This window comes from Pseudocolwellia sp. G5-9, assembly GCF_055808995.1.
Genome location: NZ_CM147893.1, coordinates 2,569,696 through 2,589,743 on the forward strand (window position 1 = coordinate 2,569,696; position 20,048 = coordinate 2,589,743).

General features: G+C 35.1%; 17 protein-coding genes. 11 read left to right on the top strand and 6 right to left on the bottom strand.

Annotated features, from left to right (window positions below; all coding sequences use genetic code 11):
• The first annotated feature begins 5 nt into the window (after positions 1 to 5).
• The 5 genes from AC0L5Q_RS11020 to AC0L5Q_RS11040 all read left to right on the top strand — a co-directional run bounded on the left by AC0L5Q_RS11020 (position 6) and on the right by AC0L5Q_RS11040 (position 4,788).
• Positions 6 to 671: a DUF2726 domain-containing protein gene (locus AC0L5Q_RS11020; protein ID WP_473607822.1), complete on the top strand. Its 666-nt coding sequence runs from the start codon at positions 6 to 8 to the stop codon at positions 669 to 671.
• A 203-nt stretch (positions 672 to 874) separates the two neighbouring features.
• Positions 875 to 1,600, top strand: a complete 726-nt coding sequence (gene mtnN / locus AC0L5Q_RS11025; RefSeq protein ID WP_473607825.1) for a 5'-methylthioadenosine/S-adenosylhomocysteine nucleosidase — start codon at positions 875 to 877, stop codon at positions 1,598 to 1,600.
• 122 nt (positions 1,601 to 1,722) lie between these two features.
• Positions 1,723 to 2,586 (top strand): cobalamin biosynthesis protein CobD/CbiB, encoded by an 864-nt coding sequence (locus AC0L5Q_RS11030; RefSeq protein WP_473607829.1) that lies wholly within the window; start codon positions 1,723 to 1,725, stop codon positions 2,584 to 2,586.
• 401 nt (positions 2,587 to 2,987) lie between these two features.
• Positions 2,988 to 4,238, top strand: coding sequence for a glycoside hydrolase family 16 protein (locus AC0L5Q_RS11035; RefSeq protein ID WP_473607831.1), 1,251 nt, complete (start codon positions 2,988 to 2,990; stop codon positions 4,236 to 4,238).
• A gap of 154 nt (positions 4,239 to 4,392) precedes the next feature.
• Positions 4,393 to 4,788: a rhodanese-like domain-containing protein gene (locus tag AC0L5Q_RS11040; protein ID WP_473607835.1), complete on the top strand. Its 396-nt coding sequence runs from the start codon at positions 4,393 to 4,395 to the stop codon at positions 4,786 to 4,788.
• A 63-nt stretch (positions 4,789 to 4,851) separates the two neighbouring features.
• Here AC0L5Q_RS11040 and AC0L5Q_RS11045 read toward each other — a convergent pair whose 3' ends face one another.
• Complete coding sequence (locus tag AC0L5Q_RS11045) at positions 4,852 to 5,442, bottom strand: outer membrane beta-barrel protein (protein ID WP_473607839.1); 591 nt, start codon at positions 5,440 to 5,442, stop codon at positions 4,852 to 4,854.
• A gap of 391 nt (positions 5,443 to 5,833) precedes the next feature.
• Here AC0L5Q_RS11045 and AC0L5Q_RS11050 point away from each other — a divergent pair, with 391 nt between their 5' ends.
• From AC0L5Q_RS11050 to AC0L5Q_RS11060, 3 genes are read left to right on the top strand one after another with little or no spacing between them, the layout of a single operon-like run.
• The gene (locus AC0L5Q_RS11050; protein WP_473607842.1) at positions 5,834 to 6,283 is read left to right on the top strand and encodes a hypothetical protein; all 450 of its coding nucleotides are present in this window, start codon (positions 5,834 to 5,836) and stop codon (positions 6,281 to 6,283) included.
• Entirely contained in the window at positions 6,261 to 7,460 is a 1,200-nt protein-coding gene (locus tag AC0L5Q_RS11055) for a hypothetical protein (RefSeq protein WP_473607846.1), read from the top strand. The genes AC0L5Q_RS11050 and AC0L5Q_RS11055 overlap by 23 nt, the downstream gene beginning before the upstream one ends.
• A 48-nt stretch (positions 7,461 to 7,508) precedes the next feature.
• Positions 7,509 to 9,929, top strand: coding sequence for a putative bifunctional diguanylate cyclase/phosphodiesterase (locus AC0L5Q_RS11060; RefSeq protein WP_473607850.1), 2,421 nt, complete (start codon positions 7,509 to 7,511; stop codon positions 9,927 to 9,929).
• A gap of 142 nt (positions 9,930 to 10,071) precedes the next feature.
• On the opposite strand, the gene AC0L5Q_RS11065 is transcribed toward AC0L5Q_RS11060, so the two are convergent.
• Entirely contained in the window at positions 10,072 to 10,677 is a 606-nt protein-coding gene (locus AC0L5Q_RS11065) for a nitroreductase family protein (RefSeq protein WP_473607853.1), read from the bottom strand.
• Between the two features lie 127 nt (positions 10,678 to 10,804).
• On the opposite strand from AC0L5Q_RS11065, the gene AC0L5Q_RS11070 reads away from it, so the two are divergent.
• Positions 10,805 to 11,701 (top strand): LysR family transcriptional regulator, encoded by an 897-nt coding sequence (locus AC0L5Q_RS11070; RefSeq protein WP_473607857.1) that lies wholly within the window; start codon positions 10,805 to 10,807, stop codon positions 11,699 to 11,701.
• Positions 11,702 to 11,708: 7 nt separating this feature from the next.
• Here the strand turns inward: AC0L5Q_RS11070 and AC0L5Q_RS11075 are convergent, their stop codons facing one another.
• Positions 11,709 to 12,032: a ribonuclease E inhibitor RraB gene (locus AC0L5Q_RS11075; protein ID WP_473607860.1), complete on the bottom strand. Its 324-nt coding sequence runs from the start codon at positions 12,030 to 12,032 to the stop codon at positions 11,709 to 11,711.
• A gap of 93 nt (positions 12,033 to 12,125) precedes the next feature.
• Positions 12,126 to 12,698 (bottom strand): TetR/AcrR family transcriptional regulator, encoded by a 573-nt coding sequence (locus AC0L5Q_RS11080; RefSeq protein WP_473607864.1) that lies wholly within the window; start codon positions 12,696 to 12,698, stop codon positions 12,126 to 12,128.
• A 135-nt stretch (positions 12,699 to 12,833) separates the two neighbouring features.
• Here AC0L5Q_RS11080 and AC0L5Q_RS11085 point away from each other — a divergent pair, with 135 nt between their 5' ends.
• Positions 12,834 to 13,478 (top strand): peroxiredoxin-like family protein, encoded by a 645-nt coding sequence (locus AC0L5Q_RS11085; RefSeq protein WP_473607868.1) that lies wholly within the window; start codon positions 12,834 to 12,836, stop codon positions 13,476 to 13,478.
• 172 nt (positions 13,479 to 13,650) lie between these two features.
• Positions 13,651 to 14,856: a hypothetical protein gene (locus tag AC0L5Q_RS11090; RefSeq protein ID WP_473607872.1), complete on the top strand. Its 1,206-nt coding sequence runs from the start codon at positions 13,651 to 13,653 to the stop codon at positions 14,854 to 14,856.
• A 260-nt stretch (positions 14,857 to 15,116) separates the two neighbouring features.
• Here AC0L5Q_RS11090 and AC0L5Q_RS11095 read toward each other — a convergent pair whose 3' ends face one another.
• Entirely contained in the window at positions 15,117 to 16,628 is a 1,512-nt protein-coding gene (locus tag AC0L5Q_RS11095) for a tryptophan halogenase family protein (protein WP_473607876.1), read from the bottom strand.
• Between the two features lie 119 nt (positions 16,629 to 16,747).
• Positions 16,748 to 19,606, bottom strand: coding sequence for a TonB-dependent receptor (locus AC0L5Q_RS11100; RefSeq protein WP_473607880.1), 2,859 nt, complete (start codon positions 19,604 to 19,606; stop codon positions 16,748 to 16,750).
• Between the last annotated feature and the right edge of the window lie 442 nt (positions 19,607 to 20,048).

The following is a 20,048-nucleotide window of genomic DNA, read 5'->3' on the forward strand; positions in this document are numbered from 1 at the left end:
AGCTTATGGAATTAATATTATTTGCCATGGTAAGCCTTGTTGTTATTGTTGCCCTACTCGCTAGTCGATTAAATGATAATAGCTTTCCTTTTCCATTTGATCGTAAAAGTGCCATTTTTACGCCAGCCGAAAAAAACTTTCAAAACTTAGTTGAACAAGCCATGGGCTCAGATTACCGCGTACTTAATCGCGTTAAACTGTCTGATATTTTAACTATTCGAAATGGTGTATCGAGTAAAGCAAGTCAAGCAGCAGCTAAAAATGCTGACAAAAAATATTTAGACTTTGTTCTTTGTGACCGAAACTCAATGAAGCTTTTAGGTGCGATAGACTTAGTTGATACTCAAGGCAAAGGCTATAAAATTAAAAAAGACTGGTTTGTAAGTGGTGCGCTAGAAGCCGCTTCAATTCCTCATTTAAGGATTAAAGTAAAAGCCAATTACACCGTTGAAGAAATACGTTCATGCATCAACACACGTTTAATTGGTACACCTCAACCCGAGCCTAAAATGAAAGGCAGTGTGATCCCAGCCCCGATGGTACGCGTAAGATCTAAAAACACAGCAGGTGTATTAACTCCAGCGGCTGCTCGCTCTCAATTAGAAGCCATAAACAAACCTAAGTCAGCAAGACAAATACCCGCTCCCAACGTAGCTGCTTTACCTCACTAACTTTTTATATACCCGTTACCACTCAAGATGCGTATTTCAAAATCTTAAATGGTAACGGGTATAGATAACAACTCACCTGCTAAGTTGTTATCGCTATTTACCTGCTTGTATCTAATCTTCTCCCTTAAAAATACTCCCTGCTTTTCCTTAACATTACCGCTATAATTGCCCCAATATTTCGAAAAAATTAACGGAAACATCTAATGAAAGCAGGAATTATTGGCGCAATGGAGCCTGAAGTTGCCATTTTAAAAAGTAAGCTCGAAAACTGTGTAACCACTGAACACGCAAGTTATACATTCTACGAAGGTTCATTAAACGGTAACGATGTGGTTATTGTACAGTCAGGTATAGGTAAAGTTGCTGCAGCATTAGCCACGGCTTTTTTAATTGATAAATTCAAACCTGATTATATCGTCAATACGGGTTCTGCAGGTGGTTTTGAGCAGTCATTAAAAGTGGGCGACATTGTAATAAGTAACGAAGTTAGATATCACGATGTAGATGTTACTGCGTTTGGCTACGAAGTAGGTCAATTACCTTCTAACCCTCCGGCTTATATACCTCATACTACGCTAGTAGAAGCAGCGCAAGAAGGCGTAGAAGCACTAAGTTCAACATTAGAGACCCCCATACAAACCTTATTGGGTTTAATTACAACGGGTGATACTTTTATGACGGCGGAAAACGATATAGCTAAAGCGCGTAAAAACTTTCCAACCATGGCAGCCGTTGAAATGGAAGGTGCTGCTATAGCGCATACCTGTCATCAACTAAACGTTCCTTTTGTTGTTATTCGTTCAATGTCAGATATTGCAGGTAAAGAGTCTCCTTCGTCATTTGAAGCTTACTTAGAAACCGCATCAATCAACTCGTCTCAACTTGTTTTAAATATGCTAAACGTATTAAAAAATAAGTCATTAACTTAAATAAATAGATCGTATACATGAATCATTTTTTACTAGACAATCCTTTTGTTTATCCCCTAACAATATTTGTTGTGGTTGTTCTAGTAAAAATATGCCTCTCCATATTCTTTATTAAAGAACCCATGCACCTCTTTCGTTTTTTTTGCATTCAGTTCGCAAAAAAAGTGAATAATCAAAACAACAACGCAAACCAGCAAAAAATAGCTGGATTAATGGCAACATTAATCACCCTATCGCCTTTACTGATTATTCTCTGGTTATTTGAAAGTTTCATTGAAGTAGACTGGCTTTGGCAAGGATTTTTATTATATTTTGCTTTAGGATCCTTCGGTTTAACTCGCACCTCACTTAAAACAGCTAAAGCCTTGGTAGCCAAAAACACTTACGACGCTAAACAATTCATTGCACCTGTTACATTAAGAAACACCGACAAATTATCTTCTTTAGGTATAACCAAAACCTGCATTGAAATGCAGTTATTACAAACCATTCAACAATGTTTTACTGTAGCTTTTTTATATTTTTTATTAGGGCCTTATGTCGCATTAGCTTTCAGGTTACTACTCGAAATGCACTACAGTTGGAATATAAAACAGCCGCAATATAAAGCCTTTGGAGCCTTTGTAAATAAGTGTGTTCATTTATTGCAATGGTTACCTACTCGACTTTTTGTTTTCTTTTTTATGTTAGGCACTTTAGGGCAAAACTTTATTTTATTTTGGCGACTGATCACAAAACATTTCTTCGCCCTTAATAACTCAATTGCGGTTTACGCGCTAGCACTTGCTATAGGTAAAAAACTCGGTGGTGTTGCCATGTATAACGACACTAAGGTTAGGCGTTTAAGTTTTAACGACAGTGCATTAGAGCCAGAACCTAGTGATATTATTTATGCAACAAAACGTATTAACCAAGTACTTTATTTTTCGTTTTTATCTATTGTTTTTTCAATCACACTTTACTTAATTTTGACCATAAAAATTTAGGCTTTGGCTGATAACAAACCGTTAAAATTAAGATTAAAAAACGTACCTAGAATAAAAGCAATTATTACAATACACTTGTTCAACTCAACGATGTTATTTGTGCTTATTACTATTTTCTTATACAGCAACATGGATGAGCAACTTACCAAACCCACTGAAGTTTGTGAGAAAAAACAAACATGGAGATTAAGTAACCTCAGCTCGGGATAAGCAAAGTTACTCAACAAGCTATTTTTATGCCTAATATAACTTAGGAAAACAACGATACAGATTAAGATTTTGATAAATAAGAATTTTAATTCATTATCTAACATTCATTAACCCGAGTTGAGGTTAAGTAACCTGAACTCGGGTTAAGTAATCTCTTATAACAAAAATCATAGGATAGATAAGGTATAAAAATGAAAAAACTGATTATTAGTTGTTTATCAACCGCAGTTATCATAGGTTGTGTTTCAACTAAAAAAGAGTCACAAGTGACAACTGTTGATCTTCAACCTAATGTTGTTTCAGACAATTTTCAGCCGTCAAACTGGCAATTAGCATGGCATGATGAATTTGACTACGTTGGTGAAAGTGGTGCCAAAGAATTGGATAAACGCTGGGATGCTCACCACGGACCAAGCCATCATATTCTTTCTAGCCGCTGGCGTGAGAATGTTGAAGTAAATGAGGGCGCTTTATATCTTGTTAATCGTAAAGAAAAACGCGCTGGACAAGAATGGACATCAGGCAGTATTCGTACGAAAGAACAATTTAGTTACGGATATTATGAAGCACGATATAAATATGCCGCATCAAATGGTACGAATAACTCTTTCTGGTTAATGTCATATCCGCTGGGATCACAACCACCAAAAGGTAAGTTGTTTGAAATAGATATTAATGAAGGCCATTACCCCAATGAGGTGAATACCAATATTCATAATTGGAGCGATATTACGGTAAATGAAAAGGGTAAAAAAACACATCCATCTGATTCACGAACCTCTACTTACGGTGCAAAACATAAATATAATTATCCATTAGAAATTCCTGTTACTACTTCAAAAATACGCTTCAGTTCTAATAATTTTAAACCTTTTCATATCCGCGATTTTAATGTTTTTGGCACCCATTCATCAGCAACAGCCACAAGTAATTTATCACAAAGTAAAGACCTAAAATTAACAGGCTCAAAATCTAACAATTTACATAACTTGTTAGATAACAATATTAACAGCAGTTGGGTATCACAAACTGAAGGTGAAAAATGGTTTGAGCTTGAATGGAAAACACCGAAAACTATTTCTGAAATCGAGTTTATCAATGGTTGGTTGTATAAAGGTAAAAGTTGGTCTGGCTTAATTACCGATTTTAAAGTTCAATATGAAACACCCAACGGTTGGCGAGATATTGCGACTTTAGATATTACAAAATCAATTAACTTTGCTGAGCAATATCACACTTACGGTTTAGAGTGGAATGAAGATGAATTGATATTCTATTTTGATGGAGAAGAAATTCGTCGCGAGAAAAACGAAATAGCTCACAGCTTAACACCTATTTGGTTAAGCCTTGCCATTATTAAATGGGATGGTCCTGTAACAGATAAAATAGATGGAACCAGTATGAAAGTAGATTATGTTAGGTACTTTAAACCTAGCAAATAGCTTTACTATTCAAAAAACAATATTAAAGCCTGCACCATTTAGCAGGCTTTTTCTTTTTTATCTGCTATTATTTTAATCACAATTTATACCATAAAAAGCTAAGGTCTATTAAACTTTATAGGTATTAAATCAATCGCTTTCCATCGGAGCACTTATGTTTATTAAAAAATTATTATCCTTCGCTTTATTTAGCCTGCTGTCATTGAACGTATTTGCAGAGCAAACAGCTACAATTTCTCAAGCTGAACTTGTGAAATTATTAACGCAACCAAACGACTCTAGTTTTATTGTATTAGATGTAAGAACACCACAAGAATTTAACGAAGGACATATCAAAAATGCGATTAACATCAGCCACAATACCGTTAAAGATAACTTGTCTGTTTTAGATAAATACAAAGATAAAATGGTGGTTGTACATTGTCGTTCAGGTAAAAGAGCACTAATCGCTGAGCATGTACTGAAAGAAAATGGTTTTTCGAATCTTCGTCACCTTGATGGCGACATGTTAGGTTGGGTTGACGCTAAGTTACCTTTAGTTAAAGAGTAACCTAGCCCCTAAATTATATATCCAAACAACCAAACTTCGTTGCATAATACGCGCTTAAAAACATTAAAATGCGTAGCTTATTCCTACATTTAAGGTGCTTGATTTTAAGTCATTCATTTTATGATATTGCAAACCAGCATTCATACCAATTCCCATATCCCAACGATATTCCCAACCGGCTTCTAACATAAAGCCAACGCCATCTTCATCAGCAATTTTCTCTTTGTTTAACTCAATCTCATAGTTGTAATAACTTAAACCTGCTTTAGCATATAACTTGTTACGTTTTGATAAAGACAAGTCAGTTTTTAATGCAACCACTACAGCATTTAATTCAAGATCATCTGCTGCTAAATCAAACAAGTCGTGTCTGTCATCGTCAGAATAACATTCCCACTCACCCGACCTTTTTTTACAATCCCAATCCGCATCAGTGCCACCTAACAAACCCACTTCTACTGAATAAAAAGGTGCGAATTTGTAATTGTAAAATAAATAAGATGTGCCGTAAGCCTCTCCCTCTTCACCTTTATATTCCATATTACCACCACCGAGTTGAATACCTACACTGTGAGGTGTTTTAGTTTCAGCAAATACTGCTGTAGAAATGGTTAACGCTATAATGCTTGTTGCTAATGAAGTGAATAGTTTCATGTTTAATCCTTGTAAAATCATATTTATTTAAGATGAAACTATTATCGAGGATTAGTTCAAACTAAGCTGTTTGAGAAGTGTTTTCAAACTGTTTGAAAATGTAATAAATTGATAAAAAGATAAACACTCATATTAAACTTTGTAAGTATGACCGTTTTGAGAACTTCAATCAGCAATACCGCCATTAAACTTACGCTGAAATACATTTATTAGTGTATCAAACCCGTTAAATACTCAGTTCAAAAGCATAAATTAAATTCATCTAATTATTTTTTAATTTATATTACAATATGTTAACCATATTTTTTATAGGGAATTTTATCAATTAATTGGTGATTGATTTAAAGTGTGCCACACTACTATATATCTTAGCTCTCCGTATTTATTTAATATGAAACTTAGAAAACTCATCATTTACATGCTATTTCATCTAACATGTTGCTACACAACATACGCTGTAGCTGAAGATAAAAAACTTATTATACTAGCCAGTAATAACATTGAAACGATTAGCCTTGAAGCTATCAGTAACTTGTATACTTTTAGACAAAAATTGATGCCTAATAGCGAAAGAGTACAGCTGACCTCCTTACCCCTTAATTCAGAAGATACGATAGACTTTACACAAAAGTTTTTTAATTATTACCCATACCAATTAAAGCGTATTTGGGATCAGGCTATTTTTTCAGGTAAAGCAAGAAGGCCGAAGTCATTTGATAATGCAGAAGACCTATTATCTTTTATAAAAAATAATGATAACGCCATTGGTTATTTGATTATTAAAACCTCAGAACTGACACAATTAAAGGAGATGTATAATGTTATTGCGATTATTGGTTAACATTGTTTTTCTTCTGTTTTGCGTTAATGCTACAGGTAAAACTACAGATGATATTTATATTAATGCTTATGTAGGCATAGGTTATGTTTATGAATCAGATAACAATTTTATTCATTCAGAAAAAGATAGTAATAAATTAATTGAAAGTGCGTTAAATCTAACCTACGAATACAGCAATAATATTTCGTTTGCAGGACAAGTAGCTTATCGTGAATTTGGTGAATACTTTACGGATAAAACACTAAGAATTGACTACGCTAATTTAAACTATACCGATAGCTTTATTAGCGACTCTGAACAGTCGCTATCAATTGGTCGCATAAAGATACCCAGTGGTGTGTATAACTCGTCGCGAGACACACCCATTACACGTCCTAGTATTATTATGCCTCAATCAGCCTATTTAGATTTATTTCGTAATCTTTGGCTCAGTACTGACGGTGTAATGTTATCTTCTTCACACCAACTAACACAGGGCATCATTAATTTAACAGCAGGTTACGGTAAATTATATATTGATGATAATTTCAATGATGTTACTTTAGGTTCTGAAACTTCAGGTGATTGGGTAGAAGGTAACATAACAGTATTTGATCTACGTTATAATTCAGGCGACCTCTTATTTGGTCTTTCATATAATCATGTTCATCCTGAATACCTGAAAGTCTCTAGCGATACATTACCTATTTACCCTATAGGAAATAAAATACCTTCTATAAGTAATGGAGATGTAGAAGTAAGTACTTACGTTGCATTTATCCAGTACAACATAAATCGATTCGAGATAACGAGCGAATATACATATCGAGATGTTGTTGTTTCTGGTTTTACTCCAACCCCGCCTAATAGCCGCCCAATGGAAGGTTATTACGCACAACTAAAATATGCAGCAACTTCATCACTCAACCTTATGTTAAGACATGAGAAATTTTATCGCTTTGCTGAAAGCAAAAATGGCTTAGAAACACTAATAGGCATAGATCCAGCGTGGTATAATAATGCGACAACTTCCTCAGTAGGTTTTAATTACAATATTGACGAACATTGGAGTGTTATTGCAGATATACATTATGTAGAAGGCTCGGGGTGGCTTCCTCCTTTTTCATATCAAGTACCTGAATCCGTGGAGAAAAAGCACTGGACACTGGCTGCTTTTGAAGTTGTTTATGTATTTTAGTTTGATATTATAAATGTATATAAAAATAGATTATTGAAGGGCTAAATATTGAAAGGATTGTTCAAAGGGCTATTATTTAAATCCGTTACCGTATTTTTTTCAATTGCTTTGGCTACCTTTTATTTAAGCTATTTATATACGAATTACAGCCAAGAAATTGGTATTAAGAATGAACTTAATCACATAAAAAGCCAAGTTGACCAAGCGTTAAATGTATTACTTCACCAAAGAGTTGAACAATTAACATCTCTTGCTGAAGAAATGTTTTTATTAAAAGAAAATAGTACTAAGCAAACAAAAAGTTCGTTAGACCATTTAAAAAATATATGGCCAAAAGTAAAAATTAATCGTTCGCTTACCAGCCTTTATCTTGATTCAGAAAAAGAGTTATTACTTGGCAAACCTCTACCTGAATTTTTAATACAACAAGGGATGAAAGCCAGACAAAACCTGCAACCTTTTCATCAAATTTATTGTGGTTTGTCTTGCGAAATTGCAATATCTATTCCTATTTATATTCATGGTAAAACAGCCTCTCTCACCCTAACTTCAGAACTATTACCTGCAATTGTTTATGCCAGCGAATCTTTAGATCTTGATATTGGCCTTATTAACCAGACAGAATTATTTAAAAACAATGATATAAGTCAAACCTATCCTTTTGAAATATTAACAAACATCAAAGATAACGCGCCGATAATCAATCAAATGGCGAAGCAGAAAAAGGAGTTAGCAACACTTAAAACGGGTTACCTTTATCATAACGAAGTAACAGATAAAAACATTTACTTTTGGGGGAAAGCTTTTGGCGAAAAAGGCAATGAAGCCACTTTTATTTTCCTAAAAGATGTAACTCTCACTATGCACAAGTATCAAACTCAAAAAAAGAGCATACTATTTCACAGTGCTGCTATTTCATTTGGTATCATCATTGTTATTGTTATGTTAGTTTTTTTCCCTTTAAAAAGATTACACCTATTAACCGATGTGATTGAAGCCATTGGAGTTAAAAATTATAATCAAGCGAAAAAAATATTAGGAGACCTTAAAAGCTCAAACAGTAATGATGAATTAAGCACCTTATCATTCGCTATGAATAAAGCGCTACACCGTATTGAAGGTTACGAAAAAAAAATAGTCGCCAACCAAAAAGCATTTAAACAGCAAGCCACTGTAGATAGCCTCACAAAACTTTTAAATAGAAATGCTTTCATTCAAAATTTAACAGAATTACAAGAAGACCCACAACATAATGAAATTGCATTAGCCCTTATTGACTTAGACGGATTTAAACCCGTAAACGACAACCTAGGCCATGAAGCTGGCGATGATGTATTAAAACAAGTAGGTCAACGGCTAAATAACATTTCTATCGATAAGGTGGTTGCATACCGTTTAGGTGGCGACGAGTTTGTTGTGAGCATTGAAAACATAGCCAACAAACAACGTTTATATGACCAATTACTATCACTATTTAATGATAACTTTATTGTTAGCGGTACAACCATAAAAATAACGGCGAGTATTGGTATTGCAATAGGTCATTTATCAACATCATCCCATAGTGAATTACTTCGCCAAGCTGATATTGCAATGTACGAAGCTAAAAAACTCGGTAAAAATCGATTCTGCGTATTTGAATCTTCGATGATGGAGTATTCAAATTTACGTTTTACCATAACTAATGACTTTATAAGCTCCCTTAAAAATGGCGATATTTATCTTAATTTTCAGCCCATTATTGATCTGAAAACACAAAAAATAATGAAGTTAGAAGCACTGTCTCGCTGGAATCATTCACAAGTTGGTTTTATCAGACCCGATATTTTTGTTTCCATCATTGAGGGAACCTCTTATATTCAAGACTTAAGTTACTGGCTTATTAGGCAATGTATATTACAACTTGTTGAACTGAGAAATGGCGGCTTTGACGATATTATTATTTCAATAAATATCAGTGCCGCACAAATTTCTGATGATAACTCAATAGGATTTATTAAAAATGAATGTGATAAGCACACTGTGCCTTATCATTTAATCGAATTAGAAATAACAGAAACCTCACTAATTTCCAACTTTAAAGCCGCTAAAGACTGGATTAGTAATGCCCAAAACATAGGTTTTAAAGTATCTATTGATGATTTTGGTACCGGTTACTCATCACTATCCTATTTAACGCTTTTTCCTTTTAATACAGTAAAAATAGATCGTTCTTTAATTAAAAATATTCCTGAAGATTTAAACCAACAAAAAATAGCTAAATCGATTATTAGAATGCTACAAGAGCTTGAAGTTGACGTGGTTGTTGAAGGTGTTGAACATGAAGCTCAGTTTGATGTAATTAAAAAATTAGGCGCAGATATGGTACAAGGTTATTATTTCTCAAGACCATTAAACAAGAAAAGTTTAAATAAGGTTTTAGATGATTATAAAACTAACCAATGCATATTTCCTCCTTGTAAAGATTAAATTCAACGAGTAATACATTTTAGGTTTTACTTTATTCGTTTTACATAAAGTTAATACATGTAATAACTAAACAATCATAGTTTAAAAACGATGATTGTTTAGTATGAAGTAAGTAACCTGAACTTAGATAAGTAATAAAAATCTAAGTAAATGTGTTTTCAATAACCACTTGGTTTAAAGGTAACTGCCCGCCCCTTGGAAAAGCCGGTTTTTCAGCTTTACCAATCGCCACAAACATACTAATCACATGGTCTTCAGGTAACTTGATTAATTCAGCGACCTTATTAAAATCAAAACCATCCATAGGGACCGAGTCATATCCCATAGCTTTTGCACTCAGCATTAAAGTTTGTGCTGCCATACCACAAGACCTCATGGCTTCGTCACGCTGAACACTGTCTTTACCTTGATAATATTGCTCAATCATAGGCAATAAAAATTGCTGTGTTTCTACGGGCGCATTTACCCAATAACGTTCAGGTTGCTTTTTCCAAGCATTTAAATCAGCGCAAAGCACAATAAGTACCGACGCATCAGTCACTTGAGCTTGATCCCAAGCAGCAGCTCTTAACTGTTCACGCAAGGCTTTATCTTTTACCACCACAAACCGCCAATTTTGTATGTTATAGGCAGTTGGCGACAAAACAGCTAACGACAATAATTGCTCTAATTCATGATCAGGTATTTGATAATCTTTTTGATAATGTTTAATTGAACGTCGTGCAGTAATTGCTTCTAATGTATTCATAATAAAATCCTCATACTAAGTTGGACTTATTATCTACTATTGCAACCTTCAAGATAATAACTAAAATATAACAATATCTTTTGCATAAAGTGCAACAATAAAAATTCAATCTAAGTAGCTCATTCTCATGTTTAACAAATTAAAAATATTTGCCAAGGTTATTGAATGTGGAAACTTCTCAAAAGCAGCAAAAGCCCTTAATACCACTACCTCTTCCGTGTCTCGTCATATTGATGCATTAGAACGAGAATTAGAAATAACACTGCTAAACCGCAGTACTCGCCATATAGGTTTAACCGAAGCAGGTGAAAAGCTACTAGATAGATCTAAAAAGCTCATTGCTGATTTTGACGACACCATTAACATTATTAAACCCACAACAAGTGAACCTGAAGGGCATTTAAAAATATCGGTATTCGAAAGCTTTGGTCGACTTTGTATTTGCCCGTTGTTACCAAAATTTTTAGCTAAATACCCAAAAATTAGCATAGATATCGCGTTAGAAAATAAAATGACTAATTTGTACCGTGATGAAATTGATTTAGCCATACGCATTGGCGAACCAGAAGACTCAAGTTTGATCATGAAAAAGCTGGTAAATAACCGCGTGGTTATTTGTGCGACCCCAACATATTTTGAAACTCACACCTCACCTAAATCTCCTAACGACTTAACTAGTCATAATTGTTTAACGGTAAAAACTAACAATCATGGCAGGTTTTGGTATTTTAAAAAAGCAAAGCAATGGTTAAAAATCCCTATTGCTGGCAACTTAGTATCGCAAGGAGGATCTCCCTTATTAATAGCCGGAAAGCAAGGCGCTGGAATTTTATTATTATCACATTGGATGGTAAAAAATGAATTAGAACAGAACGAACTGATTGAAGTACTCGCCGACTGGCAAGCATCTTTGTATGAAAGTGGAAATGGTAATATTTATGCGGTTTTCAAAAGTAACAAATACATGAAACCCGCATTAAGAACGTTTATTGATTATATTGTAGAAGAGTTATCAGGAATGTAAGCTCACGCTAAGCTTCAATACCCCAGCCATCGTTATAACCGTTAAACTTCGTAGCTATTTGCTCAAACTGCGCTTCTTGAGCCACAATAGCATCGTAGATAGGTGTTATGTTTATTGAACAGTCTAAATCCCAAACATTAGGTGTTTCGTCAGGATGAATATCGCACGTAATGTCTGGTGCTACTTCAGCAAGATGAGCAGCCATCGCTTCTGCATCTTCTTTTTGTGCAAATAATTGAAAAAAAACAACGTTATGCACAATCGTTAAATCAATACCTGCTTCCTGCATTTCTGCCAATACTTGGCCTGTTTCATCGTTTGGAAAGGTCATGGTGCTACAAAGCTCTATAAAATATGGCTATCGCCTGAAATAATTAAAAGCATTATAAACGCCAATATTTTAAATGGATATAAAACTCATCAATTAATGATCAAAGTTACTCCACGGTAACCAATGTAAACCTAAGCGTAAGCTATTAACTATTTGTGCTTCGCTGTTTGAATGATATCCGTAAACACGCAGTCCAAAAATATGAAGCATAATACTTGCGGCTCTTTGATTAGCTTCATCTTCGCTATAAATGGTTGCAAGCTGCTCCGCATATATACCTTCAATAGTTGCTAAATAGTTTGAAATATATTCTCTCAAATCGCTTTGTTCATCTAACTCGAGTTGGCTTTTTAATAAAAAACAACTGCAATAACCAGCTTGTGCTGACTCTTCTACAAACGAAAGCAAAATCTCACAAATGGTTTGTTCAACACCTTGTTTTTGATTAAATTTATCCTTTAAGTTATCGATTGAACTTTGAGCATAAAAATCAATAGACTCTTTAAATAAACCTTCTTTGTTACCAAAAGCTAAATAAACACTCCCAGGTTTTAAGCCGGTTACTTCAAACAAAGCCTGCATCGACGTTGCACTATAACCTACTCGCCAAAAAAGAGATGTGGCTTTATCTAAAACGCTTTGTCGATCAAATTGTATTTTTGCCATGTTCCAAGTTACTCACACTTTGCACTATGAAGAGCATATTACAATAAATTGAATATTTGTTCAAAAACAACTTGAACGATCATTCAAAAGATGATTGAATGAACATTCAAGATGAATTAACGCTTAGGATCAATCATGTCTTTAACTGAAACAATTAACGAATATAAAGTGGGCTTTAAAGAAAAAGCACCAAAAAATGTACAAGAACTTATGCAGCAAGCTACACAAGCACTTGCTGACTCAGGTATTACTTTAAAATCACCTAAAACAAACGACACTATGCCAGCATTTACTTTACCTAATGCTCAAGGCGATAACGTTTCATTATCAAGTTTATTAGAAAGTGGCCCAGTGGTTGTTACTTTTTATCGTGGTGGCTGGTGTCCGTACTGCAACTTTGAATTACGTGAATATCAAAAATCATTAGCAGAAATAAAAGCATTAGGCGCAACCTTAGTTGCTATTACTCCTGAACTACCTGATGCATCGCTTACAACCTCAGAAAAAAATGAGCTAGAGTTTGAAGTACTAACAGACGTAAATGCAGAATACGCAAAAAGCTTAGGCTTAGTGTTCTCTCTACCTGAAGCATTAAGACCTATTTATTTATCATTTGGTATTGATGTAGAAGCACACAATGGTGAAGGTCAATTCGATTTACCACTGGCTGCAACGTTTGTAATAGCAAAAGACGGCACAATAGCCAGCGCTTTTGTTGATGCAGACTACACAGCAAGACAAGAACCAAGCGACGTAATAAACACGTTAAAAAGTTTGTAAGCTTACTAACTAAAACTAAACAAGGCGCGGCAATAGCGCCTTTTTTTGTGTTTGATGATGTATAACTATCACCGTGAACAAAATTTGACAATCTAAAATCATTTTTTGTATTCGCATACTTTGTCAGATAAAGTAATGACGTTTATTTAAAGGAATAAAATAAAGAATATATATGCTCTCAGTAACCTACCCTCAAATATTAGCTTTAGTCGAAAGTTTTCCTATTGGTATAATGCCTGTGTGGTTAAATGTCGATAATATTCCAAAGCTAGTTGTAAAAGCTCCAAAAGAGGCTATTTTAGCAGCCAAGTTAGATAAAGGATTTAGTATTTATACGGTACCGTTAAACAGCAACGGAATCCTGACATATGCTTTAATATCGGCATTTTTTGATGATGCTGATGAACCTTTAGTTATTTATACACCTATGTTTAAAGAGCCTGGTGTAGAAACCCTTAAGGATACTATTCTTACTAAAAAGTTAGATGTTTATTTTTTTGATGACTTAAATCGAGAATTACTTGGTTATAAGGCAACTTTAGAATGTGATCCGATAACACAAAAATTTATCAAAGATACTCCGCTAGCACCATTTAGTAATGAAACTGCAAAAATTCTACATACAAAAATGAGTAATTGGTTTGGTCGTAGGACTGAAAAAGACGACTCATTAGCAATCAAAGTAACGTTTAATGAAGCATTATTCACAGAAGATTTGTTTATTCAAGATATGAGACCTGAAAATCACAGCTATCAAGGGAGTAATTCAAGTAGCTATAGCCAACTAGTTAGAGATGAGCCGGGAGAGTTTCAAGAACGAGATATAGCCCAATCACTCCGTAGAATATTTCGATCTAATTGTATCTATTTAAATCCATTACGAGTTCAAGATAAAGAAGAAATTGCTGACTTATTAGTAATCACAAATAAAAATATTCTCTTTATCCAAGCAAAGGATAGTCCAAATATAGAGCGGGTATTGAAAAACTCAATATCTCGAAAAAAATCGACTACTCAAAAATCACTAAAAAAGGCTTGTAAACAATCTAAAGGCGCTATTAAGTATGCTAAATCAACTTCTTCAATGAAGATGATTATAGGAGGAGATGAAAAAAGTATTTCACTGGAAGGCCGAGAGATAAGAGTCTTGATTGTTGTTAAAGAGCTATTTAATGATGAATATCCAGTTTATAGTGAAATCCTTTTAGCATTAGCCAACGAGATTAGGACTCCCTGTATTGCAATTGACTATAATGAACTATTGATGTGGACATCAAATTTAGAAAGTGAAAATGCATTTTATTCAACTTTTGATCAAGTTTTTATTCGTGGAGTTAAAGATGGTAAATTCACAAGATTACCTCGTGGACTCATATAAATACCTGGATATTAAAATAGGTTAGTTGATTAACTATCTTTTGACTAATAGTTAATACTCCAATAAATAACACTAGATTATTAGTTCATAGTTAATGACAGCAAAACAATAAAAATTAGCCTTCATAAAAATAATAATTACAGTTTTTAGCTTTTCATGTCTATCTAGACGTTATTCAATTAAAGTCGGATACTCACCCAAAATTCAACGCACAACCCTGTAAAAACTGCTGAATCTTTTTCTCTTTATAAAGGTCGCCTTTATTGGGCTGATTTTGAGCGAGATGAGGAAATAAGCGCTGCTTTTAAGAATTCATCGTGGCTAGGTAAAGACGATACGGGTTCATGCTTTGCGTGTTTAACTTTAGCCAACATCTCGTTTAACGCGGCTTCTGAAACACTGTTTGCTATAGGGTGATAGTCTTTAGGTATTATGCCCTGCCCTACCATAACTTGTAACCAAGAACTGTCTTGAAAAAGACCCTCTTGCTCTTTAAATAATCGACCATTTTCTGCAAACAATTCAATTTTATGAGCTAGGCTGTCAGGTACATTCATCGTTCTCATGTCTTGCCAAAAACGACTGTCGGTACGTTGATTAACGTGGTAATGCAAAATAATAAAGTCTCGAACTTGTTCAAACTCTACTTTTGATTGCTTGTTGTATTCACTCACTAAAACATCGCTAATTCCTTGATGTGGAAACAAGTGTATTAAACGCGTAATAGCTGATTGAATAAGGTGAATGCTAGTTGATTCAAGCGGCTCTAAAAAGCCACTTGATAAACCGATAGCGACTACGTTTTTATTCCATTGCTGGCGTCTGCGCCCGGTGTTAAAACGTAATAACTTAGGATCAGCTAAAGGTTTAGTGTCTAAATTAGCAAGCAGTAAGTCTTGCGCCTGTTGGTCGCTATAATAACGGCTGCTATACACTAAGCCATTGCCGTTACGATGCTGTAAAGGTATGCGCCATTGCCAACCAGCAGAATGTGCAATTGAGCGAGTGTAAGGTAAGGTGCTTTCTAAGCGTTCTGAGGGAACAGCAATAGCGCGATCGCACTGTAACCAATGACTCCAATCTTCGTAACCGGTAGCAAGTTTTTCTTGAATCAATAAACCTTTAAAGCCTGAACAATCAATAAATAAGTCGCCTGCTATTTGGCGGCCGTCGGTTAGCTGTAATGCTTGAATATAACCTGACTCTTGGCACTGTTGCACATGCTGAACCATGCCTTCAGTTCTTTTTACGCCTACTTTTTCGCTAAACTTTCTTAAAAACTGAGCATATAATCCTGCGTCAAAGTGATACGCGTATGGCATGTCGTAAATAGGATCTTGGCTGTTTATTTTGGCGAACTTGCCCGCTTCAGCGCACAGGTAATTTAAATCGTATTGCCACAGATGTTGGTCGTTTTCTAATTGATTAACGCGCTTTAATAAATGATGAAATTGGCAAAAAGCTAAACTGCGATTAGCAGCACCAAAGGTGTGGTAATAACTGTCACCTTGGCTTTTCCAGTTTTCAAATTTAATAGCAAGCTTGATGGTGGCTTTGGTTTCACGTAGAAACTCAGCCTCATCAATGCCTAACACACTGTTAAAAAGTTTAATGGGTGGAATAGTCGCTTCACCAACGCCTACCGTACCTATTTGTTCTGACTCAACTAATTCAATTTCAACAGCACCAATAAGCCTTTTAATCATAGCTGCCGACATCCAACCCGCTGTGCCACCACCTAAAATTACAACTTTTTTGATTACTTTATCCACTTTATTGCCCACTCGTTATTGATTTATAAAAAAACAAAACATATTCAGGTAAAAAAAAACCTGCCAGTTAATCTGACAGGTTTTATTTTACTTGCTAACTACATAACAATGCATACGGCTTAAAATTTATAATGCATGCCTAACTGATAAGTAGCACCAAAGCTCTGATACTGATTAATATTGCCGTTTGCATCAAGTTGAACGGTATCTTCACCTGTAATGTTTTGCCCAGAGAAGAATAAACTTAAACCTTCAAGCTGTTCAAAACCACCTTTACCAAAGTCATAACCTACTTGTGCATCCCAAAGTTCTGCACCCTCATCATCAATTTGTGTAAGAGCTAAACTTAAACCACGAGTTTCTGTTGCGAAACGGTCACGTTTAGTACCAGTAATACGGGCTTCAAAGCCGTTCATTTCATAATACCCAGTAAAAGAGTAACTTTCCTTAGAAAGACCTGGAACATCCGTACCGTCTTCAAATTCACCATCAATAAATGTTGCACTACCAGTAAAGCCAAAGCCTTCTAACATGTCGTCTATTAAACGAAGAGGAACACTTGCTTGTATTTCATATCCACGTACAAATCCAGTTAACCCATCTTCACGAAATGTTGTAGCACCTGTGAATTGAACAGGAGGTAATGGACCATCAGCAATACCATCATTATCTAAGTCATGTTCACCATTTGATTGGTGGTATCCTGGGACATAAAATTCACTAAAGTCAGTTGCGACGATACCGTTACGATGCCAGTTAGTTAAATCTTTATAATAAAAGCTTGTTGCAAAAAAACCATCATCTGCAAAGTAGTATTCAAAAGATAAATCAAATTGATTAGCTTCTAATGGTTTTAATTTTGCGTTCCCTGAAGACCCCGACCAAGGGCTTCGATCAATTTGATTACTCAGTACAAAACTATTGTTGAAATTGAATGACACTTGATTGTTTGAACGCATATCATCTAATCGAGCTCTACTCATAACTTTTGACGCGGCTGTACGAATAAATACGTCTTCTGCAATTTCAAAACTTAAGTTAAGTGTAGGTAATACATCAGTATAAGTATCTCCATCAATCACTTCAGAAGAAACTACAGTAGTATCTTGACCAATATAAACATCATATCCAGCAGATTGCTGATCTACGTCTATAACTTGAAGTCCAAAGTTACCAGTAACGTATACATCACCAATTTCACCTTCAATATCTAACTTAACAAATGCCGTTATAATTTCTTCTTTAACAGTCCAACTAGTACCTAAACGATCTGTTTGAAGCTCTGAGGCATCGTGAGCTGTATAAAATCCATTTTCAAACAATGAAATAGCGTTATAAGCTAGTATTCCGTTAATACCAATAAAGTCTAAATTTGCTACACCTAAAGGATTGTCAATTGGAGCTGATGCAGGCCAATTAGGAGCCGTTAGGTAATACCCTGTATTAGAACGTGTTTTTTCGCGGTCTGAAAAGTTTACGCCAGCAGATATACCTTTCACATATTCGTAATCAAGTACACCTTGTACTTCTAAACGAAGACTATTTAATTTCTCGTCAGTAATCGGTTTGTTTATAAAACCATCTTGGGCATGATTAAAGTTTAAGTTGTCATCAACAAATCTATCTGCGATTGGTGCCAGACCACCACCCCACGCTTGTGGGCCAGCTAATTGAATAACACTAGGATCAGTCAAATCTACGCCTGATATACTTGGGTGGTCGCTAAACATTACACCTTTAGATGTCATTTCCCATGAACGAGCGGCTAAAGGACGTCCATCAATACCAGCACGACCAACGCCCGAATATGATTCCATATTCGTTATAGAACGCTCTACATCACCTGTTGAAAAGTCAGCAATACCAATCCAGTTATCAGAAATTTGGTACTCTAAGTTAAGCCCAAATGTTGTTAGCTTAGCATCGGTGTTGTTTACATCGTTACGAACAATAGAGTGGAAACCGTCTGTATAACCTGAAGTCACAACACCGTTTTCTACACCTGTAATGTTGTAATCGCCAGTGCCCCATTCAGCCATACCTTCTTCAATACCACGACGATTATCTTCCTCTTGGAAATCTATATACAATGCATCAAACTGAAATTTTAAATCATTGCTTGGTGCCCATTCAATAACTGCTGCAATAGAATCACGTTTCAGTAATCCCGAACGTACATATGAATCATGTCCACCTAATACAACGGTACCAGCTGGAACATCAACAGTATCAGTAGCTCTTCGCGCTGAATCAGTATTTACATTCGCGTAACCCCATGAACGAAATTGCTCTTCTTGAGCCGGAGATTCTATAGAGGAAATAACCAACGCGACACCTAATGTATCGTCAGCAAACTTTTCAACCATGTTGAATGCTAATTTATGACCTTTATTGTCATAATCTGGATTAGCTGAATCCATAGAGTTTTTTTCAAATACAGCATTAATTGCCATAGACTCTTCTGTAACTAACGGACTTACTGTTTGTAAGTCGATGCTACCACCAATACCCTGAGTAATCATTCCTGCCACAGGTGTTTTAGCGACTATAAGATTGGTAATAATTTCTGCTGGATATAAATCGAATTCAACACCGCGGTTTTCACCCATTCCGAGTAATTCACGGCCGTTTAATGTAGTACCAATGTAGTTTTCGTTAAAACCACGAATAGAAAGGCCACTTACACGCCCGTTACGGCGTTCACCTGTAACACCAGGTAAACGAGCTAAGGATTCTGCGATACTTGTCGATGGTAATTTACCAATATCTTCTGCTGAAATAGCTTCTACGATAGAGCTAGAGCTCATTTTAATTGCTTGAGATTTTATTAAGCTGCCTCGAATACCGGTAACTTGAATAACTTCTACTTCTTTTTCTACCGCTTTTTCTGTTTCTGCCGCATATGTTGGGCTGCTTAGTGCAACAAGTCCCGTTGACAATATAGCTAACGCAACTTTACTTGGTTTAAAATTTAACATAATTATTTATCTCCCCCATTCGTCCCTGCTTTAATTATTGTCAGTATTCCTTAACTGATGCATTAAGTGTATGTTCATGATCCGCGCTTTTCATCGGATGAAACTAATATAGAGTGCTGTTTTACCGATGAACATATGCTGCATACGTATTCATACACGGAGAGAATTTTGGCTTTTGCATAACTTATCTATACAAAAAATGATGGATAGATCATAATAGCTTAAGTAATTAGACACAAAAAAACCACCAACAAAATTATTTATTTTTCTTTTAAAAACAATAATTAAAAATAAAATCAACGTATAAAATATTGGCAATAATTTATACGTTTTTAAACTGTGAATTTAAAAAGCTTAATCCATCTTCACCTATAAATCCCAGTGTTGAATACGTATGTATTGGTATGTTTAAAAACCCAAAAACAAGTAAATTTAGCTCATC